This is a genomic window from Streptomyces sp. NPDC031274, assembly GCF_055570235.1.
Genome location: NZ_JBVIHP010000035.1, coordinates 22896 through 47004, shown reverse-complemented (window position 1 = coordinate 47004; position 24109 = coordinate 22896). Strand labels below are relative to the sequence as shown.

The window sequence follows — 24109 nt, the reverse complement described above, 5'->3', positions numbered from 1 at the left end:
CACCGCACCGCCCGCCACCGGGGCGGGAGGCGGGCGGTGCGGCGGATCATGCGGGGGCGGGCGGCGTCAGCGCCGCATCGGTACCTCCGCGGGCTTCTCGGCGTCGGATTCGCCGTCCTGGAACGTCTTCATCCGTACGGCTTCCGTGCCGCTGTCGTTGTGCCGCAGGGCCCAGTTCTCCAGCGTCGTACGGCACGCGTGGTCCAGATGGCGCACCGCCGTCAGATCCAGCTCGATGGGCCGGTCCTTGGGCAGGGCCTCCAGCGTCTCCAGGATGCGCGGAAGCCGCAGGAACGTGGCGTTGCCGGTGAGGGTGACCACCATCCGGCCGCCGGTCAGTTCCCGCACGTCCAGGTTCACATGGGAGGTGTCCCAGGCGGACTTGACCACCGCGAGCACCAGGCCGAGCACCACGCCCTCGAACATGTTGGTCACCACGATGGCGATCGCGGTGGTGGCGAGGACCAGGGCCTCGCCCCGGTGGGTACGGGCGAGCGGGACGATCGCCTTGACGGGGATCAGCTTGCAGCCCGCGTGGACCAGGACACCGGCGAGCGCCGCCAGCGGAATGACGCCGAGCGCGGCCGGAAACAGCACGGCGAAGAGGAGCAGCCACGCGCCGTGCAGGACCCGCGAGAGCGGGGTGCGGGCGCCGGCTTCGACGTTGGCCGAACTGCGGACGATGACCGCCGTCATGGGCAGAGCACCCAGCACACCGCACACCGTGTTGCCGATGCCCTGGGCGACGAGCTCCTTGTCGTACTGCGTGCGCGGTCCGTCGTGCATGCGGTCCACGGCCGCCGCGCTGAACAGCGATTCAGCTGATGCGATCAGAGTGAATGCCAGGACGGTGCCGAGCACGGCCACACTGCCGAGGGACGCCAGGTCGCCGAACCCCGGCGGCTGGATGGCGTCGATCAGGCCGCGCACCGTCACGTTGGCGACGTTCAGACCGAGCCCGGCGGACACGGCGGTCGCCAGAGCGACGGCGGCCAGCGGGGCGGGCACCACACGTACGGCCGCGGGCAGCTTCGGCCACAGCAGGAGTACGGCGATGGTGCCGAGTCCCACGGCGGCGGCGGTCAGTGAGGTGGTGTCACCCAGCACGTCGACCAGCAGGCCGGGGAGCCCGGCTATCTTGTCGAGGCCGGAGCGCGGCTGCTCGGCCCCGGCCATGGTGTACAGCTGGCCGAGTATCAGTACGAGCCCGATGCCCGCCAGCATGCCCTGGACGACGGACACGGAGATGGCGCGGAACCACCGGCCGCAGCGCAGCAGGCCGAGGATGATCTGCAGGGCGCCGGTGAGCAGCACGATGGCGCCGAGCATGCCGAGCCCGAACTCCTGTACCGCCTCGAAGACGAGCACGGTGAGCCCTGCGGCGGGTCCGCTCACCTGCAGGGCGCTGCCCGGCAGGAAGCCGACGACCAGGCCGCCGACGATGCCGGTGACCAGGCCCAGTTCGGCGGGCACGCCGGAGGCGACGGCCACGCCGACGCACAGCGGCAGGGCTACCAGGAAGACGACGAGCGAGGCGAGGAAGTCCTTGCGCTTGACGCCCGGTTCACGCAGCGGGCTGAAGGGGGAGCGGAGTGAAGCGAGGAAGTTGGACATGAGGGTGGGGGGTCCTGTCGTGGGAGCGGTCCGGTGGGTGTGGCGCGACAGCTCTCACAGCGGACCGAACGCCGGCCGGTCGTCGAACGACGGGCGCTGGCAGGTGACGGTGCCGGTGTGCACCTCGTAGTACCAGGCGTGCAGGGTGAGCGAGCCGTCGGCGACCCGCTCTCTCACGCAGGGGTACGCGCGCAGCCGCTCCAGCTGTGCGAGCACGTGTGTCTGCACGGCCTCCGCCACGTCCGAGGAGGCCGGGGCGAGGGAGCGAAGGGCGGCGTCCGGGGCGACGGAATGGTCGAGCCAGTCGCGCACGGCCGGTACGGCCGACAGGTCTTCGCCCCGCAGCAGGGCGCCCACCGCGCCGCAGTGCGAGTGTCCGCAGACGACGATGTCCCGGACTCCGAGCACGCACACCGCGTACTCGATGGTGGCCGCCTCGCTCATGGGGCGGCCGTCCCGGCTGGCGGCGTCGACGGTGGGGTAAGGCGGTACGACGTTGCCCGCGGTACGGAGTTCGAAGAGTTCGCCGGGGCGTGCGCCGGTGATCAGCGTCGGGACGACGCGTGAGTCGGAGCACGTGACGAACAGGGCTTCGGGTGATTGCCCGGCCTCGAGAGCCTGGAAGGCCTCGGTGTTCTGCGGGTCCGCGACATGTGTCGCGGCGAAGGAACGAGCGTTGTCGATGAGGGTTTTCATGATGTGGCCTGCCTCCTGCGTCTCTGTGGCTGAGCCGGGACGCGGTGTGGTCGGGTCGATGGTGACAGTGAGGCGCTGAGGGCCGCTGAGTGACAGCGGGCACCCCTTCGCCCCGGTGACAGCCTGTACGGCAGCCGTGTCTCTCACTTTGCCATCGCATTAACCTTTGATGACAGAGCAAAATCCTGCCAAAGATTGAGTAATAAACGCCCCTGAGCAGGGATTTGGTCGAACTCTCAACCGTTGGGTAAGGATTCATGTGGAGATCATGTGGAGTACATGCGGCCGTTCCGTTCGCGCCACCTTGCAGTCGCGACGTTCTTCGCACGCTGGGCTGACCGCCACCGCGCCGCTACGGTGCAGGCGTGATCGGTTCTGCGCCGACCCTTCTCCTTCTCGACGTCGATGGCCCCCTCATCGCCTTCGGGGCGACTCGGGGGCGGCATCGCGCTGAGGCTCGGCTTGCCTTTACCTAGGGCCTGCTCCCTGGGGCAGAACGGTCGGCCTGAGTACCTCCTGGCACCACTGGCGGAAGCCGGTGGGCGCGTAGGCGGGAGTGCTCGGTGCGGCGGCGCCGTAGAAGCCCTGGGTGTTCATGGCCTCCGTCATGTCGGCCAAGCCCTGCGCCCAGGCCTCGCTCGCCCCGTAGCGCAGCATCGTCGCCTTGTAGTCCGCGCTACTGGTCTGCCGGACGCGCACCGGACGGCCGAGCACCTCGGAGATGACCCGCGCCATGCCCTCGGGGGACAGGGCATCAGGTCCGACCAGCGGGACGTCCTGCTGCCCTGTCCAGGAGTCGTCCAGGAGCAGCCGGGCCGCCGTGGCGGCGATGTCCTCGGTCGCGCAGGTGCGCAGAACCCGGTCGTCCGCCAGCGCAAGGAAGAACGCGCCCGCGTCACGGATCGACTCTGCCTGGCCCAGCAGGTTCTCCATCAGGAACGGCGGACACAGCGCCCGGTAGTGCACCTTCGTGTCAAGGATCGCCTCGTCCATGGCGAGCGACGCCGAAATCTGCCCGGCGTTCTTCGCCACTGCCCGGCCCAGCGTGGAGACGCCGACGACCCGCTCGATGCCCTGGTCGGCGATCACCTTGCGCAGCGACTCGGTGAAGTCGTGGAAGTGGCCTTCGACGCTGTCGGTCAGAGGCGCCGGTGGCGCAAGCCAGAACACGCGGTCGGCGCCCTCGCACGCCTTCCTCTGTCGCCGAGCCTGCTGCGTCGCGTGTCCGGACTGAAGGATCGATCCGCTCCGGCTTCTTACCCTCAGGGCAATGCTTCTGCCTTCATAGTCTCTGTTGGCTGCTCGCCGTTCGGTACCGGTGAACTGCACCAGTACCTCGACGACATCGGCAGCGAGAGCCGCGACCTGGCCCAACTGCTCACGCTCGTCGGACTCGGGGGCCGGACCCCGCTGCTGCCCGCCTCCATCGCCACCCGCTATCCGCGCCCGGGCGTCGTCTACCGGCCGGTGCCGGACGCACCGCCCGTGGTCCTCGCCATCGCCTGGCCGCAGCAGTCCCGTTCGACGGCCACGGCGGCCCTGGTCCGCGCCGCCGCGTCCGTGGCCGAGGCAGTCAGCCCGCAGAGTCCGCCGCGTCGTCGGCGTCAATGATGTGCACCGCGGCCTCCTCGGCGGAGGCCGCCCCGCCGTCGATGCCCATGTCCTCGCCGATCATGTCCTGTTCGGCGTCGTCCTCCGCGTCCTGGCTGGCCCCGTCGTCCGGGGCGAACAGGCGCCCGGCGCGGGCGTCTCCCACTTGTGCCTCGTCGATCGGCTCGCCGTCCGTGTCGGTCGTGTCCCCGATGCCGTCGTCGTCCTCGGTGGGCCCGGGGACTTCGAGCGCGGGATCGGGCCGCTCCTCGGAGAGGCGTTCCGTCAGGCTCTCGCCGTCCTGCTGCTCCTGAGCGGTGGTGCCGGTGTGGGCCACCCCGAGTGGCCGCTCGGGAGGCGACCAGCCCTCGTCGTAGGGATCCGCCCCGCGGTCGCTGAGCGTGTCCTCCGCGTCGAGGATGCCCTCGTCCTCGCGGACCTCCTCCGCATCGGGCTGGTAGACCTCGTCGCCCATGACCTCGTCGTTTCCCACTGTGCTCGTCCTCCTCCATGCGCGACTGTTGCCGGTTTCCTGCCGTGTATCCACCCTGATCCAGAACACACGTTCCGGCATGCCGGGGCGGGGCGCAGATGCGCCGGGTCGCTGGTCATCGCGTTCCCGGCGGGCGCCACTCCAGGAGCAACAGCGTCGCGTCGTCGCGCAGTTGGTTGTCCTGCCGGTCGAGGATGGAGTGGATGAGCTGGCGCAGTGCCTCCGGCGCGGATTCGCCCGCGGCGGTCGCGCGGATGATGCTGTCCGTGAACCGCTCAAGGCCGAACTCGGCGCCGCCCCCGGTCCGCAGCTCGGTCACCCCGTCGGTGTACATCAGCACCCGGTCACCCGGCTCAAGAGCCTCCTCGTGGACCTGCCACGCCACGTCGGCCAGCAGGGCGGGCGTGCCCATCGGCGGCTGGGCCGGTCGCTCGAGCGCACGGTCGAGCACACGTTGGTCCCGGATCAGCAGGGGTGGCGGATGGCCGCAGTTGCACCAGCGCAGCACCCCCTCGGCCAGGTCGAGCTGGGCGAGGATCCCCGTGCAGAACTGCTCGGGCAGCCATCCGGCCAGCGCGTGCTGGACGGTGTCGACGAGGTCGGGCAGCTCGGCCTCGGCCCTGCGGGCGTTGCGGCAACCGGCCATGGCCATGGCGGTCGTGAGGCCCGACGCGAGATTGTGGCCCATGGCGTCCAGGATCGCCACGTGCAGGGTCGAAGGGGTCAGGGAGTGATCGAAGGCGTCGCCGCCGATCTCGTACGCCGGTTCGAGGACGGCGGTCGAGATCACGTGGGAGTTGCCGATCGTCCTGGGCGGCAGGAAGGCGCGCAGCATCTCGGCGGGAAGCTGCATGGTCTCGGATCGTGTCCGGCGCGCGAAGCTGTCGCTCGACGCCCGCTTCGAGGTGATCGTCATGGCGAGGACGGAGGCCAGCATGCGGCAGCGCCGCAGCAGTGCGACGTCGATGACCGACGCCGTGGCGCCGATGACACCGAGACGCTCGGCGCCGTCGATCAGCGGCAGCCAGACGACGATCCTTCCCTGGGCCAGTTCCTCGACGCGCAGCGCGTGCGCCCGGTAGGCCGAACCGGCGACAGAGGTGTCCACACCGAGCGTGGTCGGCCCCTCGGCCAGCGGCACCAGGTACCGCTGCTGGATGTCCACGAGGTACACGTCGATCCGGTCGAGCCCGACCGCGTCGGCGAACCGCTGCGCCAGGTCGGGAAGCTCCATCGGAGACGCCGCCTGCGCCGATGCGAGCAGCTGCTCAAACAGTTGTTCCCCGGGGCCGGGCTGTCGGGGGCCGCGCCTCCCGGTTCCGGGGCCGGAGCCGGGGCTCTCGGGACCGGTGCTCCCGGGGCCCGGCTCCCTGGGCTGGCTCGACATCTGTGATCACCGCCTCATCAGCAGTCTCACACCGGGTCCCGGATCTCGCCCGGGCTCGGCCGTACGGGGCCGCGGATTTCGCGTACACCCCCGGAATTCCGGCACACACGAGCTCTCCCCGGTGCGTCGGATCGGCCGTCTCAGCGGTTGACCCCGGTCCGCAGAGCCGCGCAAGCGCAGCGTAAGGTCGCGGACCGGCCGCATGCGGCCGAACTGACCAATACCGTCACCCGAACAAGGAGCCGCTGGTCATGCCAGCCAATGACGCCGCTCAGGCGCCGATCTACGACACCCTCGTCCAGGAGCACGGCGACGTCCTCGCGACAGCCCGCCAGGCCGCCGAGGAGACCCAGCAGAGAGCCGAGGCCGTGCTCGACTTCAGGGGGCCGATCTCGGTCGTCCCGGACGCTCCGGCCGCCGAGTCCGCGTAGGCGCCCAGGAGGGCCTCCGGTTCCCTCGCGTGCCCCGCGGCCCTCGATGGGCGACGCTGGAAGCACACGTACGCCGTCGCGGTACCGACGGCCGGAGGTGCCGATGGATCCCGTCCGGGCGCTGGAACGGATCGCCTTTCTGCTGGAGCGCGGCCGCGCACCGACCTACCGTGTGCGCGCCTTTCGCACCGCTGCCGCGGTGATCGGCTCGCTTGCCGACGGCGAGACGGCGCGGCGCGTCACCGACGGCTCCCTGGAGTCGCTGAAAGGGATCGGCCCCAAGACCGCCGCGGTGGTCCGCGAGGCGCTGGCAGGCGACGTTCCGGAGTATCTGGAGCGTCTTGAGGCTGAGGCCGACGCCCCGCTCGTCGAGGGTGGCACCGGGCTGCGGGCGCTGCTGCGCGGCGACTGCCACCTGCACTCCGACTGGTCCGACGGCGGCAGCCCGATCGAGGAGATGGGCCGGGCGGCCCGAGACCTCGGCCATGAGTGGGCCGTGCTCACCGACCACTCGCCACGGCTGACCATCGCCCATGGCCTGTCGCCCGAGCGGCTGCGCGAGCAGCTGGCGGTGGTGGCCGACCTCAACGCACGCTGGGCGCCCTTCCGGCTGCTCACGGGCATCGAGTGCGACATCCTCGACGACGGATCGCTCGACCAGGAGCCCGAGCTGCTCGATCAGCTCGACGTGGTGGTCGTCTCCGTGCACTCCAAGCTGCGCATGGACGCCGCCGCGATGACGCGGCGCATGGTCGCCGCCGTCAGCGACCCTCGGGCCGACATCCTCGGGCACTGCACCGGCCGACTGGTCACCGGGCGCGGCAGGCCGGAGTCGCGGTTCGACGCGGACGCGGTGTTCGCGGCGTGCGCGGACGCGGGCACGGCGGTGGAGATCAACAGCCGGCCCGAGCGGCTCGACCCGCCGCGTCGGCTGCTGCGCCGGGCCGTGGACGCCGGAGTGCTGTTCTCCGTGGACACCGACGCGCACGCGCCGGGGCAGCTCGACTGGCAGGTGTTCGGATGCGCGCGGGCCGAGGAGTGCGGGGTGCCCGCCGAGCGCGTGGTGACGACCTGGACGGCGGAGAAGCTCCTTGCCTGGACGGGGGAGAGCCGGGCCGCAGCCTGAGGGCGTTCGAGGCGCGACTCGGGATCAGAGCGCGCGCGTCAGGACCCGGTCCGGAGTGAGCGGCAGTTCGCGCAGCCGCCGTCCGGTCGCGTGGTGCACCGCGTTGCCGATGGCCGCGGCTGTCCCGACGATGCCGATCTCGCCGATGCCCTTGCTGCCCATGGGATTGAGGTGGGGGTCGTCCTCGTCGATCCAGTGCGCCTCGATCGCGGGTACGTCCGCGTGCGCCGGTACGTGATAGGCGGCGAGATCGGCCTCCGTGAAATCACCGAAGGCCGGGTCCATCGTGCTGCCCTCGGTCAGCGCCATGCCCAGGCCCATCGTCATCGCGCCGATGAACTGCGAGCGTGCCGTGCGGGAGTTGAGGATGCGCCCCGCCGCGTAGACGCCGAGCAGTCGGCGTACCCGGACCTCGCCGGACACCGTGTCGACGCCGACCTCGGCGAAGTGCGCGCCGAAGGAGTGGCGGGAGTAGGCACTGTCAGCGTCGGCCTCGCCCGCCGTGTCCGCCGTGGCACCGACGCCCTCCGGAGGCAGCTGCTGGCCTTGCTGTCCCGCCAGGCGCGCGGCCAGTCGCGTACAGGCCTCGTGGACGGCCCAGCCCCATGAGGCCGTCCCTGAGGAGCCGCCCGCCAGCGGGGCGTTCGGAAGGTCGCTGTTGCCGATGTCGGTGCGCACGGAGTCCAGCGGGACGCCCAGCACGTCGGCTGCGACCTGGGACAGCACGGTGCGGGCGCCCTGGCCGATGTCGGTGGCGTTGACGCGGACCACGAAGCTGCCGTCCGGGTAGGCGTGGGCGGCAGCCCGGCACGGCGCGACGACCACCGGGTACGTCGCGGAGGCGACCCCGCTGCCGATCAGGACGGGCCCCTCGGAGCGCGAGCGCGGGCGTGGGTCGCGCTCGGACCAGCCGAAGCGACGGGCGCCCTCGCGCAGGCACTCGGCGAGGTGGCGGCTGCTGAAGGGCTTGGAGCTGTCGGGCTCGGTGCCGGTGTCGTTGCGCAGCCGCAGCTCCACGGGGTCGATGCCGAGGGTCACGGCGAGTTCGTCCATCGCCGACTCCAGGGCGTACATGCCGGGCGCCTCGCCGGGTGCCCGCATCCAGGAGGGACTCGGCACATCGAGCGGGACCACGCGGTGGGTGGTGCGGGCGTGCGGCGAGGGATACATGATGCGCGTGGCGGCGGCGGCCGTCTCGACGAACTCCTTGACGCGCGAGGTGTGCGCGGCCACCTCATGGATCACGGAGGTCAGCGTGCCGTCCTCCTTTGCCCCGAGGCGCACCCGGTGCAGCGTCGGTGCCCGGTGGCCCACCACGGCCGCCAGCTGGCGGCGCGGCAGGACGAGTTTGACGGGCCTTTCGGTCACGCGGGCGGCCAGTGCGGCGAGCACGACGTGCGGCCGTGGCGTGCCCTTGGAGCCGAAGCCGCCGCCGACGTGCTCCGAGATGACCGTGACCTGTTCCCTGGGCAGCTCGAAGAGGCCGGCCAGGACGTTGCGGACCGTGGTGGCGCCCTGGCTGCTGTCGTGCACGGTCAGGTGCCCGTCCTGCCAGTGGGCGGTGGCCGCGTGCGGCTCCATGGGGTGGTTGTGCAGCGGTGGCACCCGGTAGGCGACATCGACGCAGGCGGGCGCGGAGGCGTACGCGCCCTCCGCGTCACCGCGCACGTGCTCGCCCGATGTCCCGTCCTCGTCCTCAGGTACATAGGCGTCGGGGTGATCGGCCTTCAGGGTGACGTCGTGCGCTTCCTCGGCGTAACCGACCTTCACGGCCGCGGCGCCTTCGCGTGCCGCCTCCAGTGTGTCGGCGACGACGAGCGCGACGTACCAGCCCCGGTGCGGAACACGCGCGTCCTGCAGCACGGCCAGCGTCGCGTCGTCCGGCTCGGCCAGGCGCGGCGCGTTCAGATGGGTGAGGACTTCGACGACGCCCGGCAGCTCCAGGGCCTCGGTGGCGTCGACGGCCGTGACCGTGCCGCGCGCCACCGTGGCGGGGACCGGCCAGGCGTAGGCGCACCCCTCGGGGGTGTGCTCGGCGGAGTAGCGGGCGGTCCCGGTCACCTTCTGCGGGCCCTCCCTGCGCTCGGCGGGAGCTCCGAGGGCGCTGACGGTGTCCGGCATGGGGTTCTCCCTGGAGGGGGCTGAGTTTCAGGAGGCGGGGGACGAGTCGGCGAGGCGCCGCAGTACGTCACACGCGAGATTGCGGGCCAGGCGCACCTTGAACGCGTTGTCCCGCAGCGGCTCGGCCGCGCAGAGCTCGGCGTCCACGGCGCGCAGGAACGCCTCGTCGCTCGGAGGCTCGCCGAGCAGGGCCCGCTCGGCTTCCCGGGCGCGCCAGGGCCGGTGGGCCAGGCCGCCGAACGCGATGCGCACCTGGCGTACGACGGAGTCCTCGACGTCCAGGACCACGGCCACCGAGGCCAGCGCGAAGGCGTACGAGGCGCGGTCGCGGGCCTTGCGGTAGGCGGAGGGCAGCCTCGCGGTCGCGGGCGGGAGCAGCACACCGGTGATGAGCTCCCCGGGTGCGATCTCGGTGTCCAGGTCCGGGCGGTCGCCGGGCAGCCGGTGGAACTCGGCCACGGGCAGGGTGCGGCGGCCCCGCACACCGTGCAGCTCCACCTGGGCGTCGAGCGCGGCGAGCGCGACCGCCATGTCGGAGGGGTGCGTGGCGATGCAGAGCCGTGAGTGGCCCAGGATCGCGTGGTCGCGGTGGACCCCGTCGCGTGCGCCGCACCCGCTGCCGGGCTCACGCTTGTTGCACGGCTTGGCCAGATCCTGGAAGTAGGGGCAGCGGGTGCGCTGGAGCAGGTTGCCGCCGGTCGTGGCCACATTGCGCAGCTGCCCCGACGCCCCCGCGAGCAGGGCCTGGGCGAGAACGGGGTAGCGGTCGCGCACCAGCGGATGGGCGGCGAGGTCGCTGTTGCGTACCGTCGCTCCGGCCCGCACGGACCCGTCGGGCAGTTCCTCCACCGCGTCCAGCGGCAGCCTGCTGACGTCGATCAGTCTCCCGGGGCGTTCCACGCCCAGCTTCATCAGGTCGACGAGATTGGTGCCGCCGCCCAGATAGCGGGAGCTCGGGCGGCCCGCGTGGGCCGCGGTCGCCTCTTCGACGCTGTAGGCGCGCACATACCGGAAGGGCTTCACCGGGTCACGTCCTCGACGGCCTCGACGATGTGGGGGTACGCGCCGCAGCGGCACAGGTTGCCGCTGAGCCGCTCACGGATCTCGTCCCTGGTCAGCTCCACGGGGTCGCCGGTGGCGGCGTCCGGAGCCGTCACATGCGACGCGTTGCCCGCCGCGGCCTCCGCCACGGCGCCGACGGTCGAACAGATCTGGCCCGGGGTGCAGTAGCCGCACTGGAAGGCGTCGCGCTCCAGGAAGGCCCGCTGCACGGGGTGCAGGTCCTCGCCGTCGGCGGCGTGCAGCCCTTCGACGGATGTGATCTCGCACCCCTCGTGGGCGACGGCGAGCAGCAGACAGCTGTTCGCGCGGCGCCCGTCGACCAGAACGGTGCAGGCACCGCACTGGCCGTGATCACAGCCCTTCTTGGCGCCGGTGAGACCCAGCTGTTCGCGCAGGACGTCGAGAAGTGTCGAACGGTGGTCGACGGTGGGGCGGCACGGTGTGCCGTTCACCGTCAGGGCCACTTCCGAGCGGAACACATCGGTTCCCATGGCGCTCTGCTCCCTCGTCGACGCGTGGTCTGCGGTGTCACCGCGTAACCAGCCTGAGCCAGGACACACGTTCCGGCACGCCGGGCGCGTGCGGGCGGTGCATCGGCTCACCCCGGGGCGAGGGCGTCAGGGCTTGCGGGCGAGGCCGCCGTGCTCGCCGATGGGCTCAGGGGCGGGGGAGTCGGTGTCCGGGCGCCAGAAGGGGACCGAGACGACGCCGGGCGCCAGGAGCTCAAGGCCGTCGAAGAACGCGGTGATCTGGTCGACGGGGCGCAGGAAGTACGGCACGGCGCCTGTTGCGTTGTAGGCGTCCTGGGCCTGTTCGTAGGCGGCGTCGGTGCCCCGCGAACCGTCGTTGATGGAGAGGTGGCTGCCGGAGGGCAGGCCTTCCATCAGTCGGGTGACGATGGCGCGCGCCCGGTCGTAATCGGCGACGTGGCCCAGGATGTTGCTCAGGATCAGGGCGGTGGGGCGCGTGAGGTCGAGCGTCTCGGCCGCGGCCGCCAGGATGCGGTCGGGGTCGGACAGATCGGCGTCGACGTACGCGGTCGCTCCCTCGGAGGTGGAGGTGAGCAGGGCGCGGGCGTGCGCGAGGACCATCGGGTCATGGTCGACGTACACGATCCTGGTCCGGGGATCGAGCCGCTGGGCGACCTCGTGGGTGTTGTCCACGGTCGGCAGGCCGGTGCCGATGTCCAGGAACTGCCCGATGCCCGCCTCGGTGACCAGATGGGTGATGTTGCGGCGCAGGAAGGCGCGGCTGCTGCGGGCGACCGTGACGATGCCGGGGAAGACGGCGCTGTAGGCGTCGCCGGCCTGCTCGTCGACGGGGTAGTTGTCCTTCCCGCCCAACCAGTGGTTCCAGATCCGGGCCGAGTGCGGCACCGATGTGTCGATCTCCTGATGCGCCGCGGAACCGGGCGTCGTCATGGGGTCGGTCATGGTTGGGGCCCGTCTTTCCACCGAGGCGTGAACCGTTCAACGCACAACCTACGTCTCAACAGTGCGGACGCGTACACCAGTTCACTGCTCGGCGGGTCGAATCGTCGATGCTCGGCGGCGCCGGGGACGACGGTATGGCGGGACGGCGCGCGCTCCGCGAGGATGCCCCCTTCGCGTGAGGTGTCCGACGGCTCCTGTGGAGCGTGTGCGGCCGGGAGGAAGGGAAACGCGATGGGAACACACGCGGCGGCGAGACGGCGCAGACCGGTCGTGTTCGCGGCGCTCGGCACCACACTGCTCGCCGCCCTGCTGTCCATCCCGAGCGCCGGGGGAGCGCCGCAGTCGGGCGACGCCTGCGGCGGTGTGGGCACTGAGCTGCCGCGCGGCGACTGCGGGCCGTTCTGGCAGGTCGTCGCCGAGGATTTCACCGGCGACGAAGTGCCGCTGGGCGCGTTCAGCGACTGCGACCACCACACCGACACGTCCGCCGCGTACTGCGGGGGACTCAAAGGCTCCTACCGCGACAACTGGTGGGCCTACCCCACCGGTTGGCGCGACACGGCCAACGATCGCGGCCGTGACGTCGTGGGCGTCTACCACCCGGAGGACACGGTGAGCGTCGGCCCTGCGGAGAATGGCGACGGCCGGATGCGTATCCGGATGTGGCGGCCCGACGACGGCGGTCCTGTCCACGCCGCTGCGGTCGTACCGCGTGCCGTCATGCAGATGAAGTACGGCAAGTACAGCGCCCGTATCAAGGTGACCGCGCCGGCCCCCGGATACAAGTCGGCCTGGCTGCACTACGGCGGCGGTTGCGAGATGGACCACCCCGAGGGCAACTGGGCCGGATCCCTCACCGCCTTCCACCATCCGTGCGGCGGCGGTGAACAAGGCACGTTCCGCGGCGCCGACGAGTGGACCGAATGGCACACGGTGTCGACCGAATGGACCCCCGGACGCGTGCGCTTCTTCGTGGACGGACGGGAGACGGGACAGGACACCCGGAGCGTGCCGGACCAGCCGCTGTCCTGGATCCTGCAGAACGAGAGTGCCCTCGAAGGCCCGGGAGCGGCGCCCGGCAGCAGTGCGCAGCTGGAGATCACCTGGGTCGCCGCGTACGCGTACGACTGGAAAGAGAGCCGAAGGGGACCCGAGTAGTCCCGTGAGGCGTGGGCAGCCGCCTCGTGCAGCCGCGTTGGTGATGTTTCAGCCGGAGCAGTTCGGCAAACCGTAAAAATATGGTGCAAATCGGCTACACGATGATGACCGAGCAGGCGGGTCCCCGTGCCCTTGTCGACGATCTGGTCGCGGCGGAGCGGGCCGGGTTCGACTTCTCCGTCACGTCCGACCACTACTTCCCCTGGCTCGAATCGCAGGGGCACGCGCCCTACGCGTGGAGCGTGCTCGGTGCGGCGGCGCAGGCGACCTCGCGGATCCCGCTCATGACGTACGTGACCTGCCCGACGGTGCGTTACCACCCCGCCGTGGTGGCGCAGAAGGCCGCGACGATGCAGTTGCTCTCCGAGGGGCGCTTCAGGCTCGGTCTCGGCTCGGGCGAGAGCCTCAACGAGCACGTGGTCGGCGCGGGATGGCCATCCCCGCAGGTCCGCCTGGAGATGCTCGAGGAAGCGATCGGCGTCATCCGCGCGCTGTTCACCGGCGACAACGTCAACCATCAGGGCACCCACTTCGACGTGGCGAACGCCCGCCTCTGGGACCTGCCCGACGAGCTGCCCCCCATTGGAGTGGCGGTCTCTGGCGGTCGGTCCTGCGAGCTGGCCGGACGTCTTGCCGACCTGGTCATCGCGACCGAACCCAAGGCCGGACTGATCGAATCCTTCGACCGGCACGGCGGCAGCGGCAAGCCGCGCGTCGGCCAGCTGCCCGTCTGCTACGACACCGACAAGGACGCGGCCGTCGCCCGCGCGCACGACCAGTTCCGCTGGTTCGCCGGCGGCTGGCCCGTCAACTCCGAGCTGCCCGGACCTTCCGGTTTCGCGGGCGCCACGCAGTTCGTCACCGAACAGGACGTCGCGGACCAGATCCCGTGCGGTGACGACGTCGGCGCGTTCGTCGAGGCCGTACGCCCCTATGCCGAGGCGGGCTTCACGGAAGTCGCCCTCGTCCAGGTGGGCGGCGACCACCAGCGCCCCTTCATCGACTGGGCCGAGAAGAAACTGCTGCCCGCCCTGCGCGACCTCTGAGCCCGTAGATACCCGCCCGCACATCGGGTACCCGTGATCACACGTCAGGTACCCGCGACCCCACTGGAGAACAGCGTGAACGACACACCCGACCCGGCCGCCCCCATCGCGCAGTCCGACTCGCCCGACCTGGTGCAAGTGGTCCTCGGCGAGTGCTCGGCGGCCGACGCGGACGCCGTATTCGGCGTGCTGCGGACCCACTTCGCCTCCGACCGCGGCGAGGACGCGCCGCACCGCACGGAGCAGCCCCGCCCCGCCGTCTGGACCGGCGGCTTCCTCGCCTCCGGCAGCCCGGGTCCCGTCCGTGGCGTGCTCCTCGCGGGGTCGGTCACCGCCGATCTGCAAGGCAGCCCGGTGGCGGTGGACCGGCTGCGTGCCACGCTCGAATCGGCGTTCGTCGTCTCGGACACCGGCACCGCATCCGGCGACCAGGAGGTGCAGGTGCAGTTGCGCCTGACGGGCGCGGAGCACGGGGAGCCGCCGCTCCCGGGGCACTGACCCCCGGGGCACTGACCGGGCCGCTGAAGGGCCGCCGAGAGGCGGCCCTTCAGCCGTCAGCCCTTGGTGCCCGGTGTCAGCCCTTGGAGTCCGGGTCGGACGGGCCGTACCAGACCGTCGTGGCGTTGCAGAACTCGCGGATGCCGTGTCCGGCCAGCTCCCGCCCGTAGCCCGAGCGCTTGACGCCGCCGAAGGGCAGGCCGGGGTGGGACGCGGTCATGCCGTTGAAGAAGACGCCGCCCGCCTGGAGGTCCCGTACACAGCGTTCGATGTCCGCGTCGTCGCGCGTCCACACGTTCGAGCTGAGTCCGAACGGCGAGTCGTTGGCCAGGGTGACGGCCTCGTCCAGGTCCGCCACGCGATACATCGTGGCCACCGGGCCGAACGCCTCCTCCTTGTGGATGCGCATCTGCGGGGTCACGTCGGCCAGGACGGTGGGGGAGTAGTACCAGCCCCGCTCCTGCTCCTTGGGGCGCTGCCCGCCGCACAGCGCGGTGGCGCCGTGGGCGAGCGCGTCGTCGACGAGTTCCTCCAGATCGCTGCGCCCCTGCTCGGTGGAGAGCGGGCCGACGTCGGTGTCCTCGCTCGCCGGGTCGCCGACGGTCAGCTCCCTCATGCCCGCGACGAACCGGTCACGGAAGGCGTCATAGACGTCGGTGTGCACGATGAAGCGCTTGGCGGCGATGCAGGACTGACCGTTGTTCTGCACCCGGGCGGTCACCGCGGTCGAGGCGGCACGCTCGATGTCGGCACTCGGAAGCACGAGGTAAGGGTCGCTGCCGCCCAGCTCCAGGACGGTCTTCTTGATCTCGTCGCCGGCGGTGGACGCCACCGAGCGGCCCGCGGGTTCGCTGCCGGTGAGGGTCGCCGCGACCACCCGCTCGTCGCGCAGGATGCCCTCGACGGCGCCCGAGCCGATCAGGAGCGTCTGAAAGCAGCCATCGGGGAACCCGGCGCGGCGGAAGAGATCCTCCAGGTAGAGGGCGGTCTGGGGCACGTTCGACGCGTGCTTGAGCAGACCGACGTTGCCCGCCATGAGGGCGGGGGCCGCGAACCGTACGACTTGCCAGAGCGGGAAGTTCCACGGCATCACGGCGAGCACGACGCCCAGCGGGCGGTAGCGGACGATCGCCCGGGTCGCCCCGGAATCCTCCACGTCGGCCTGCGCGGGGTGCTCGTCCGCAAGCAGTTCCTCGGCACGCCCGGCATACCAGCGCATGGCCTTGACGCACTTGGCCGCCTCGGCCTTGGCCGCCTTGATGGGCTTGCCCATCTCCGTGGTCATGGTCCGGGCAATGGCCGCGTTGTCCTCCTCAAGGAGGTCGGCGGCCTGGTTCATGAGCCGGGCCCGCTCGGCGAAAGCGCTGGTGCGGTACTGCCCGAACGTGGTGTGGGCGACCGCCAGGCGGCGCTCGACCTCCTTGTCACCGAGCGACTCGAAGGTCTTGAGCGTCTCGCCGGTGGCGGGATCGACCGTGGCGATGGGCATGCCGTTCCTCCTTGGAACGCCTAGCGCGACTTGGGAGGATCCTCGTGGGGCTCTTCCCAGGAATCCGCGCGGGGCTGGGGCTCCTGTGGCGGGTCGGGGCGGCGGGCGGCCTGTCGCCGCCCGAAGTAGAAGAGGGCGAGCAGTACGGCGACGATCACCACGCCGATGATCAGCATCAGCGACGAGGTACCGCTTGCGGCGAGGAGCATGTATTGCCTCCTGTAGGGCCCGAAGCCTGTGGCTCCGGGCGTTGCTGGCCCCGGGATTCACCCTAGAGCGACATGCTCGGGGAAGCATGTGCGGGGACCTGACGAGTGCCCGGAGATACGGAGCGCACACTTCCGCGACTGGTCGGATCCCCCGGACGGAGTCCTTCAGAGGATCTCCAGAGGCTCCTTGCGGACCGGCGCGGGGAACGCGGCATCCAGCGCCTTGAGGTCATCGGCGGTGAGGTCGACGTCGAGGGCGGCGTGGTTCTGCTCCACGTGCGCCGCCGTGGAGGCCTTGGGAATGGCGATGACGTCGTCATGACGCAGCACCCAGGCGAGCGCCACCTGAAGGGGGGTGCAGCCGTGCGCCGACGCCACGGACTCCAGGGCCTCATGGCCGAGCAGCCGCCCCTGTTCCAGCGGGGAGTAGGCCATCAGGGGCACCGAGCGCTCGCGGCACCAGGGGAACAGGTCGTACTCGGGGCCGCGGCGGGTGAGGTTGTAGAGCACCTGATCCGTCTGCGGGCGGACGCCTTGGGGCAGATCCGCCAGGTCGTCGACATCGAGATTGCTCACGCCCCAGGCGCCGACGCTGCCGCGGCTCACCAGACCTTCCAGCGCCTCGACGGTCTCGGCGAGCGGCACACCGCCCCGCCAGTGCAGCAGATACAGGTCGATCCGGTCGGTGCCCAGACGGCGCAGGCTCGCATGGCAGGCGTCGACGGTGCCGCGGGCGTCGGCGTTCGACGGCAACACCTTGCTCACCAGGAACACGTCGTCGCGGTGCCCGCGGATCGCCTCACCGACCAGCTCCTCCGATGCGCCGCTCCCGTACATCTCCGCCGTGTCGATCAGTGTCATGCCGAGGTCCAGGCCCCTGCGCAGGGAGGCGAGCTCCTCGGCGCGGCGCGAAGGATCGTCGCCCATGCGCCAGGTGCCCTGGCCCAGGGCGGGCACGCTCACTCCGGAGGGGAACGTCACTGTCTTCGCCGCTGCCATCGCGTATCCCTTCTCGTATGCCGTCAGGCTCGTACGCCGTCACGCCAAGGACATCACACGTGATCACCACCAGTACGCGGGATGGTGCGGTGCGCCGGGCTGCGAAGCCCTGACGTGCGGCTGCCCGCGACCAGGTCCGGTGCTCACCGCACTGACCGAGAACGACGAAGTCGAGTCCCCTGCCCTCGACTCGAGCGCGTCCCCAACCTCTCAGGGCAATACACCTAGGCCTGGCAGTCGACGGAACCGTCGGAACCGTCGCAACTGGCGGACCGACCGAATCGACGGAATTCGTCTCACCGCACCAGGCAGGGCCGCTTGTTGTCGAACTGCCAGTCGGGGATGAGGTAGCGCATGCCGGTGGCGTCGTCGCGCGCGCCCAGCGCCTTTCGCTGGTAGAGGTCGTGGGCCGCGAGCAGACGGTCCATGTCGAGCTCGATGCCCAGGCCGGTGGCGTCGGGCACGGCGATCTCCCCGTCGACGATGCGGGGCGGGGCGGTGGTGAGGCGCTCCAGGCCCTCCTGCCAGATCCAGTGGGTGTCCAGGGCGTTGTAGTCGCCCGGGGCCGCGGCCCCGCAGTGGGTGACCATGGCCAAGGAGATGTCGAAGTGGTTGTTGGAGTGGCATCCCCAGGTGAGCCCCATCGCGTTGCACAGCTGAGCCACGCGCACGGAGCCCTGCATGGTCCAGAAGTGCGGATCCGCCAGCGGGATGGAGACCGACTGCAGGGCCAGGGCGTGGGTCAGTTGCCGCCAGTCGGTGGCGACCATGTTGGTGGCGGTCGGCAGTCCCGTGGCCCGGCGGAACTCGGCAAGGACCTCGCGGCCCGAGTAGCCGTCCTCGGCACCGCAGGGGTCCTCGGCGTAGGCGAGCGTGCCGGTCAGGGGCGTGCACAGCTCGATCGCCTCACGCAGGGACCATGCGCCGTTGGGGTCGAGGGTGATCCGGGCCTGGGGGAAGCGGTCCTTCAGCGCGCGTACGGCAGCGACCTCTTCGGCGCCCTCCAGGACCCCGCCCTTGAGCTTGAAGTCCCGGAATCCATAGCGGTCGTAGGCGGCTTCGGCCTGCCGGACGATCGCGTCGGGGGACAAGGCCTGCTCGTGCCGTATGCGGTGCCAGTCGACGGGGGATTCGGGCTCGCGGACGTACTCCAGATCGGTGCGGTCGGGGTCGCCGACGTAGAAGAGGTAGCCGAGGACGCGGACCGAGTCGCGCTGTTGTCCGTCGCCGAGCAGCGCCGCGACGGGGACCTCCAGGTGCCGGCCCAGGAGGTCGAGCAGCGCGGACTCGACGGCGGTGACGGCGTGGACCGCGGTGCGCAGGTCGAAGGTCTGCGCGCCCCGCCCGCCGGCGTCACGGTCGGCGAAACGGCCGCCGATCTCGCGCAGGACGCGCTTGTAGTCACCGACGCGGGCGCCGACGACGAGGGACTCGGCGTCACGCAGGGTCTGGGTGATCTTCTCGCCGCCCGGCACTTCACCCAGGCCCGTGCGGCCTTCGGAGTCCTTCAGGACCACGATGTTGCGGGTGAAGTAGGGGCCGTGTGCGCCGGAGAGGTTCAGCTCCATGCAGTCCCGTCCTGCGACCGGGTAGACGTTGAACGCGGTGACGGTCGGCTGCCTGTTCATGATCAAAGATTCCTCAGATAGGGGGCGCGGGGAGGGCGGGGTGGTGGCCGGGCGGTGGTTCAGAGGCTGAGGACGTCCAGGGCCCACTCCACCGCGAGGACGCCGCCGAGGCCGAGGACCGCGAGCACCGTCGTGTAGGTGGTGCGGACCTTGATCGCTTCGATGACCGAGAGGTTGAAGTACTCCTTGAACAGCCAGAATCCGGGATCGTTGACGTGCGAGAAGGCGATCGAACCGCAGGAGACGGCGAGCACGAGCATCTCGGGGTGGACGCCGCTGCCCGCCAGGAGCGGCAGCACCACGCCGGAGGCGGTGACGACCGCGACCGTGGCGGAGCCGAGGGCTATGCGCAGGATCACCGCGATGAGCCACGCGAGGATGAGCGGTGAGATGGACCAGCCGTGAGTGGTGTCCTTGATGTGGTCGGAGATGCCCCCTTCGACCAGGACGTTCTTGAAGGCGCCACCCGCTCCGATCACGAGCAGGATCATGGCCATTGCCCCCGCCGCCGACGAACAGGAAGCACTGACGTCGGCCAGGCTGCGGCCGATGCGCGGCCCGAACGCCCAGATGGCAAGGAGGAGAGTGAGGAGCAGCGCGATCGGTGCCGAGCCGATGAAGGTGATGAAGTGGAGGAACGGGCTCTCGCCGGAGGCGGCCATCTCGGTCACCGAGGCACCGGCGATCAGTACGACGGGGAAGAGTGCCACGGTCAGGGCCCAGCCCAGGTCGGGCATCTCCTCGTCGGTGAACTCGCGCTCGCTGACCAGGCCCTTGGGAATGGAGGGGTTCATCGCCTTGATGAACGGCAGCCGCGGCCACACCAGGGCGATCAGCGCACCGGCGGGTATCGCGATGAACAGGCCGTAGACCAGCGTCAGGCCCACGGACGCGTGGAACGTCGCGGCCACGGCGGTGGGGCCGGGATGCGGCGGCAGGAAGCTGTGCATCGTGGAGAGCGTGATGGACATCGGAAGCCCGATCCACAGCAGCTTCGCCCCCGTGACGCGTACGAGGGTGAACGCGATGGGCACGATGATGATGAAGGCGACCTCGTAGAACATGGTCACGCCGATGAGCATGGACGTGACCACCATGGCCACTTGGACCCACCGCGGTCCGAACGCGTCGAGCATCTTGTTGGCGATGCGTTGTGCGGCACCGGAGTCCCCCATGACGCGGCCGACCATCGCGCCGAGCCCGATGACCAGCATCGTGTCGCCGATCTGGCCGCCGATGCCCTCCGAGAGGACGTCCGGGATCGTGGCCACCGGGATCCCCTGCACCAGCGCGACGCCGACCGCCACGACCAGGAGGGCGGCGAAGCCGTTCAGTTTCAACCGGGTCATGAGGAACAGCAGGATCAAGACGCTGACCCCGACTACGACGAGCGGCATTTCAGTTCCCCTTTGAACTGTGGATCAAGTCGCCTGCAGACGGCGGTGTCGGGCCGTACGAACGTGGCGGGCAGGACGGGCGGTGAGGCGGATCAGGCCCTGTGCCGTGCCGCCGAGACCAGATCAAGACCCGCGTCGAGGACCTTCTCCAGGTCGGCGAGGTCGTCCGGACTCGGGTCGGTGAGGGGCGCGCGCACCGGGCCGACGGGGAGACCGCGCAGCCGTGCGGCGGCCTTGACCAGCGAGACGGCGTACCCCGGTGCCCGGTCGCGCAGCTCGACGAGCGGGACGTAGAACTCCCGCAGCAGCCGGTCCATCGCCGTGTCGTCCCGCTCCCGCATCGCGGTGAAGAAGGCATCGGCGATCTCGGGGGCGAAGGCGTGGACGGCTGATGAGTAGGCCGGGACGCCGACGGTGGCGTAGGCGCGGGCCTGGATCTCCGCCGTGGCGGCGCCGTTGAAGAAGAGGAAGTCGTCGGGGGCGGCGAGGGTGAGGCGCTGCAACCGATCGAGGTCGCTGTGCCCGTCCTTGAGGCCGATGACGCCGGGTATCTGTGCGATCCTGCGCACGGCCCCGGCGTTGAAGGTGACCTGCCCGCGCTGGTAGGCGATGAGGGGCAGCCGGGTGCCTGTGGAGATGCGGCGCAGCTGTTCCACCAGGCCGTCCTGCGACGCCTCGACCAGGTAGTGGGGCATGACCAACAGGGCGTCCGCGCCCTCCTCCTCGGCGATCCGGGCGAACCGCAGCGACTGGGCCCAGCCGTATCCGGTGCCCGCGACCACCGGTAGACGGCCGTCGGCGACCTCGACCGTGACCCGGATGACCGCGCGGTACTCCTCTTCGTCGAGCGAGAAGAACTCGCCGGTTCCGCATGCGGGGAACACGGCGCCGGGCCGGGTGGCCAACTGGGCGGTCAGATAGGAGCGGTAGGACTCCAGGTCCAGGCTGCCGTCGCTCCCCATGCTCGTGAGCGGGAAGGAGAGAACGCCGTGCGCCATGCCTTCCCGCAGTCGCTGGGCGACAACATCCTGGGGCTGCGTACTGGGCCTCGTGCTGGCCTTCGTACCGGTCTTCGTACCGGTCTTCGTACTGGCCTTCGCGCTGGGCTTGTTCGTGCTGTGCTGGTTCACGAAACTCATCTCTATATGCAGATGGCGTCCACGTATGAGAATGGAGGCTAGAGTCATGAACGATCGGGGTCAATGGCCAGGCGCCGCGGATCTACGATGGGCGGATGGCGGACAGCAGAACGGACCGCGGGTCCGGCCCAGGCGTTCGCGGGGTGAAGTCGGCGCTGCGCACCGTCGCGCTCCTTGAACTGCTCGCCGAACGTGCCGAACGGCCGGCCCGCCTGGACGAGCTCGCCGAGGAGTTGGACGTACCGCGCAGCAGCATGTACCAGCTGCTGCGGACCCTGATCGACTGCGGCTGGGTGCGCACCGACACCACCGGATCGCTCTACGGCATCGGTATCCGCACGCTGCTCACCGGCACGAGTTATCTCGACAGCGATGAGCGGGTGCGCGTCATCCGTCCGTACCTGGACGAGGCCTCGGGCGCCTTGGGGGAGACGATCCACCTGGCGCGGCTCGACGGCCCGCACGTCGTGTATCTCGCGACCCGCGAGTCCCACGAGTATCTGCGCACCATCAGCCGGGTCGGCCGCCGCGTCCCCGCACACGCCGGAGCCCTGGGGAAGGCGCTGCTCGCCGAGCGTCCGGATGGCGAACTCCAGCTCCCTGAAGGTCCATTGACTGCCTTCACGCAGAGCACGCACACCGGCAGGGCCGCCCTGCTGGCCGACCTCGGGCGGGTGCGTGAGCGCGGCTACGCCATCGACTGCGAGGAGACGGTGAGCGGCATCGCCGGCTTCGGGTTCGCCCTGCGGTACGACGCGCCGGCCGTCGACGCCATCAGCTGCTCGGTACCCGTGGCCCGGCTCACCGACGTACATCAGGGGCGCATCGTGTCCGTCATGCGGGAGATCCAGGGAAAGATCGAGAGTCTCCTTTCGCCCGTCGCGGGCGCTCCCGACTGGCGCTGACGGCGCGGCGCGGCGCGGCGCGGTGCGGTGCGGTGCGGCACTGCGCACGACATGCCGCTCCCACTTGATAGGCAAGTCGCGACTTGCCTATGGTGAGGGTCATGGCGGAGGATGTTTTCAAGGCGCTCGCCGATCCCACCCGTCGGCACATCCTCGATGAGCTGGTGGAACGGGACGGTCAGACCCTGTTCGAGATATGCGCCCGGCTGACGAACAAGCACGGCCTGGGGCTGTCCCGTCAGGCGATCAGCCAGCACTTGGCCGTACTGGAATCCGCGGGCCTGGTCCATTCGCGTCGCCAAGGCCGCTACAAGTTCCACGACCTGAACACCGAACCTCTTGAGGTCATTGTGACCCGATGGCTCAAGCCCGATGCACCGGAGAACACCCCATGAGGATCCATCTGACCAGCGTCTTCGTCGATGACCAGGAAAAGGCCGCGCGCTTCTACACCGATGTCCTCGGCTTCGTGAAGAAGCACGACGTCGTGGTCAGCGAGGAAGGGGACCGGTGGCTGACCGTTGTCTCGCCGGAAGACCCCGACGGGACCGAACTGCTCCTCGAGCCCTCCGGCCACCCCGCTGTGCGGCCGTACAAGACGGCGCTGGTCGAGGACGGCATCCCGGCCACCGCCTTCGCCGTGGAGGACGTCGTGGCGGAGTTCGAGCGGCTGCGTGAGCTCGGGGTGTTCTTCACCCAGGAGCCGCTGGAGATGGGCCCGGTCACCACCGCCGTCCTCGACGACACCTGCGGCAACCTGATCCAGATCGAGCAGCACGGCAAGTAAGCGCCCCGCGCGGCGGCCGACCGCGAAAGTCAGTAGCGCCCCCGCTCCTCGCGGGCGACCATGGCGCGCATGAGCGACGAACCTGAACGGTGGAGCCGGGCAACCACCTACCCCGACATGTGGGCCGACCCGGACGACGACCCCCGCAACAGCGACGGAGTCAGTCCGGACGGGGAGCTGGCCACGCTGGAAGACTTCCTGACGAACTACCGCATGACTCTGCGGATGAAGTGCGACGGCCTGGACGCCGAGCAGCTGGCCCGGCGTTCGGTTCCGCCGTCGACGATGTCGCTGCTCGGCCTGCTCCGACACCTGGCCGAGGTGGAACGGGACTGGCGCAACTGGATCAGCGACGGAGACCCGCTGCCGAAGCTGTACGGCAAGCGCGACGCGGACTTCGACGGAGCTGTCGCAGAGCAGGCCCAGGTCGATGCCGCATACGCCGATCTGGCGCGCGAACAGGCCGCGACGGACGCCGCGCTGGCCCGGCATCCGGATCTGGGCGAGCGCCTGGGGAAGGACGGGTTCGCCGTCCGGGAGCTGATGGTGCACAGGATCGAGGAGTACGCCCGTCACTGCGGGCAGGCCGACCTGTTGCGCGAGTGCATCGACGGCAGGGTGGGCCAGTGATGGACAGGTGGGCCAGTGACGGACGGGCGGATGGGCCGGTGACGGCGGGTCAGTGACGACGGCCGGTGTATCGCCCCGCCGGACACGCCCTCCCCGTGATCCTCGCGGTCGCGGCACATGCCTGCGAGGGAGACCCCGCACCACGTCCGCCGTTCGGTGACTCCCGGCTTGCGGGTTCGCTACCGACCGGTGTGTGCATTGTGCGAAGATCCGGTGACCGCGATGGTTGACGTCGGCAACGGCCGCACAGCCAGGCGGACTTACCGGGTGG

At 70.5% G+C, this 24109-nt stretch carries 24 protein-coding genes and 1 pseudogene; 10 read left to right on the top strand and 15 right to left on the bottom strand.

All coding sequences use genetic code 11. From position 1 onward, the window contains the following. Window positions 1-66 precede the first annotated feature (66 nt). The 3 genes from ACZ5CR_RS38690 to ACZ5CR_RS38680 form a co-directional block, all read right to left on the bottom strand. Window positions 67-1614, bottom strand: a complete 1548-nt coding sequence (locus ACZ5CR_RS38690) for a SulP family inorganic anion transporter (protein ID WP_468866599.1) — start codon at window positions 1612-1614, stop codon at window positions 67-69. Between the two features lie 54 nt (window positions 1615-1668). Continuing rightward, the gene (locus ACZ5CR_RS38685; RefSeq protein ID WP_468866597.1) at window positions 1669-2310 is read right to left on the bottom strand and encodes a carbonic anhydrase; all 642 of its coding nucleotides are present in this window, start codon (window positions 2308-2310) and stop codon (window positions 1669-1671) included. A 468-nt stretch (window positions 2311-2778) separates the two neighbouring features. Next, the gene (locus ACZ5CR_RS38680) at window positions 2779-3642 is read right to left on the bottom strand and encodes a Rossmann-fold NAD(P)-binding domain-containing protein (protein WP_468866714.1); all 864 of its coding nucleotides are present in this window, start codon (window positions 3640-3642) and stop codon (window positions 2779-2781) included. Window positions 3643-3669: 27 nt separating this feature from the next. On the opposite strand from ACZ5CR_RS38680, the pseudogene ACZ5CR_RS38675 reads away from it, so the two are divergent. Continuing rightward, a pseudogene (locus ACZ5CR_RS38675) lies at window positions 3670-3921 on the top strand (LysR family transcriptional regulator); the annotation flags it as partial. Here ACZ5CR_RS38675 and ACZ5CR_RS38670 read toward each other — a convergent pair. Then, window positions 3884-4375 carry a DUF5709 domain-containing protein gene (locus ACZ5CR_RS38670; protein ID WP_468866712.1) on the bottom strand — a complete coding sequence of 164 codons (492 nt, stop codon included), beginning with the start codon at window positions 4373-4375 and terminating at the stop codon, window positions 3884-3886. The pseudogene ACZ5CR_RS38675 and the gene ACZ5CR_RS38670 overlap by 38 nt on opposite strands. A gap of 133 nt (window positions 4376-4508) precedes the next feature. Beyond that, a complete protein-coding gene (locus tag ACZ5CR_RS38665; protein WP_468866595.1) occupies window positions 4509-5627 on the bottom strand; it encodes a PP2C family protein-serine/threonine phosphatase in 1119 nt (372 codons plus the stop codon). A gap of 404 nt (window positions 5628-6031) precedes the next feature. Between ACZ5CR_RS38665 and ACZ5CR_RS38660 the strand changes: the two genes are divergently transcribed. Continuing rightward, the gene (locus ACZ5CR_RS38660) at window positions 6032-6211 is read left to right on the top strand and encodes a hypothetical protein (RefSeq protein WP_468866593.1); all 180 of its coding nucleotides are present in this window, start codon (window positions 6032-6034) and stop codon (window positions 6209-6211) included. Window positions 6212-6314: 103 nt separating this feature from the next. Then, complete coding sequence (locus ACZ5CR_RS38655) at window positions 6315-7337, top strand: PHP domain-containing protein (RefSeq protein ID WP_468866590.1); 1023 nt, start codon at window positions 6315-6317, stop codon at window positions 7335-7337. 24 nt (window positions 7338-7361) lie between these two features. Here the strand turns inward: ACZ5CR_RS38655 and ACZ5CR_RS38650 are convergent, their stop codons facing one another. From ACZ5CR_RS38650 to ACZ5CR_RS38635, 4 genes are all read right to left on the bottom strand, one after another. Continuing rightward, complete coding sequence (locus ACZ5CR_RS38650; protein ID WP_468866588.1) at window positions 7362-9458, bottom strand: xanthine dehydrogenase family protein molybdopterin-binding subunit; 2097 nt, start codon at window positions 9456-9458, stop codon at window positions 7362-7364. Window positions 9459-9485: 27 nt separating this feature from the next. After that, window positions 9486-10481 (bottom strand): FAD binding domain-containing protein, encoded by a 996-nt coding sequence (locus tag ACZ5CR_RS38645; protein ID WP_468866586.1) that lies wholly within the window; start codon window positions 10479-10481, stop codon window positions 9486-9488. After that, entirely contained in the window at window positions 10478-11011 is a 534-nt protein-coding gene (locus ACZ5CR_RS38640; RefSeq protein ID WP_468866584.1) for a (2Fe-2S)-binding protein, read from the bottom strand. The genes ACZ5CR_RS38645 and ACZ5CR_RS38640 overlap by 4 nt, the downstream gene beginning before the upstream one ends. Window positions 11012-11137: 126 nt before the next feature. Then, window positions 11138-11953 (bottom strand): SAM-dependent methyltransferase, encoded by an 816-nt coding sequence (locus tag ACZ5CR_RS38635; protein WP_468866582.1) that lies wholly within the window; start codon window positions 11951-11953, stop codon window positions 11138-11140. Between the two features lie 231 nt (window positions 11954-12184). Between ACZ5CR_RS38635 and ACZ5CR_RS38630 the strand changes: the two genes are divergently transcribed. From ACZ5CR_RS38630 to ACZ5CR_RS38620, 3 genes are all read left to right on the top strand, one after another. Beyond that, window positions 12185-13111, top strand: coding sequence for a glycoside hydrolase family 16 protein (locus ACZ5CR_RS38630; RefSeq protein ID WP_468866580.1), 927 nt, complete (start codon window positions 12185-12187; stop codon window positions 13109-13111). A gap of 80 nt (window positions 13112-13191) precedes the next feature. Then, window positions 13192-14157 (top strand): LLM class F420-dependent oxidoreductase, encoded by a 966-nt coding sequence (locus ACZ5CR_RS38625; protein ID WP_468866577.1) that lies wholly within the window; start codon window positions 13192-13194, stop codon window positions 14155-14157. A gap of 75 nt (window positions 14158-14232) precedes the next feature. After that, window positions 14233-14655 carry a hypothetical protein gene (locus tag ACZ5CR_RS38620; RefSeq protein ID WP_468866575.1) on the top strand — a complete coding sequence of 141 codons (423 nt, stop codon included), beginning with the start codon at window positions 14233-14235 and terminating at the stop codon, window positions 14653-14655. A gap of 76 nt (window positions 14656-14731) precedes the next feature. On the opposite strand, the gene ACZ5CR_RS38615 is transcribed toward ACZ5CR_RS38620, so the two are convergent. The 6 genes from ACZ5CR_RS38615 to ACZ5CR_RS38590 form a co-directional block, all read right to left on the bottom strand. Beyond that, window positions 14732-16144 (bottom strand): NADP-dependent succinic semialdehyde dehydrogenase, encoded by a 1413-nt coding sequence (locus ACZ5CR_RS38615; protein ID WP_468866573.1) that lies wholly within the window; start codon window positions 16142-16144, stop codon window positions 14732-14734. Between the two features lie 20 nt (window positions 16145-16164). Beyond that, window positions 16165-16353: a DUF6479 family protein gene (locus ACZ5CR_RS38610; protein WP_468866571.1), complete on the bottom strand. Its 189-nt coding sequence runs from the start codon at window positions 16351-16353 to the stop codon at window positions 16165-16167. Between the two features lie 165 nt (window positions 16354-16518). Then, window positions 16519-17352, bottom strand: coding sequence for an aldo/keto reductase (locus tag ACZ5CR_RS38605; RefSeq protein ID WP_468866568.1), 834 nt, complete (start codon window positions 17350-17352; stop codon window positions 16519-16521). Between the two features lie 296 nt (window positions 17353-17648). Further along, a complete protein-coding gene (locus tag ACZ5CR_RS38600) occupies window positions 17649-18980 on the bottom strand; it encodes an enolase C-terminal domain-like protein (RefSeq protein WP_468866566.1) in 1332 nt (443 codons plus the stop codon). Between the two features lie 59 nt (window positions 18981-19039). Beyond that, the gene (locus ACZ5CR_RS38595; RefSeq protein ID WP_468866563.1) at window positions 19040-20377 is read right to left on the bottom strand and encodes a gluconate:H+ symporter; all 1338 of its coding nucleotides are present in this window, start codon (window positions 20375-20377) and stop codon (window positions 19040-19042) included. Window positions 20378-20469: 92 nt separating this feature from the next. Beyond that, window positions 20470-21387 (bottom strand): 5-dehydro-4-deoxyglucarate dehydratase, encoded by a 918-nt coding sequence (locus tag ACZ5CR_RS38590; RefSeq protein ID WP_468866710.1) that lies wholly within the window; start codon window positions 21385-21387, stop codon window positions 20470-20472. A gap of 224 nt (window positions 21388-21611) precedes the next feature. Between ACZ5CR_RS38590 and ACZ5CR_RS38585 the strand changes: the two genes are divergently transcribed. From ACZ5CR_RS38585 to ACZ5CR_RS38570, 4 genes are all read left to right on the top strand, one after another. After that, complete coding sequence (locus ACZ5CR_RS38585) at window positions 21612-22421, top strand: IclR family transcriptional regulator (protein ID WP_468866561.1); 810 nt, start codon at window positions 21612-21614, stop codon at window positions 22419-22421. Between the two features lie 101 nt (window positions 22422-22522). Next, window positions 22523-22816 carry an ArsR/SmtB family transcription factor gene (locus ACZ5CR_RS38580; protein WP_468866559.1) on the top strand — a complete coding sequence of 98 codons (294 nt, stop codon included), beginning with the start codon at window positions 22523-22525 and terminating at the stop codon, window positions 22814-22816. Continuing rightward, window positions 22813-23208: a VOC family protein gene (locus tag ACZ5CR_RS38575; RefSeq protein WP_468866557.1), complete on the top strand. Its 396-nt coding sequence runs from the start codon at window positions 22813-22815 to the stop codon at window positions 23206-23208. Before ACZ5CR_RS38580 ends, ACZ5CR_RS38575 begins: the two co-directional genes overlap by 4 nt. Window positions 23209-23268: 60 nt before the next feature. Then, window positions 23269-23838, top strand: coding sequence for a DinB family protein (locus ACZ5CR_RS38570; protein WP_468866555.1), 570 nt, complete (start codon window positions 23269-23271; stop codon window positions 23836-23838). The last annotated feature ends 271 nt before the right edge of the window (window positions 23839-24109 follow it).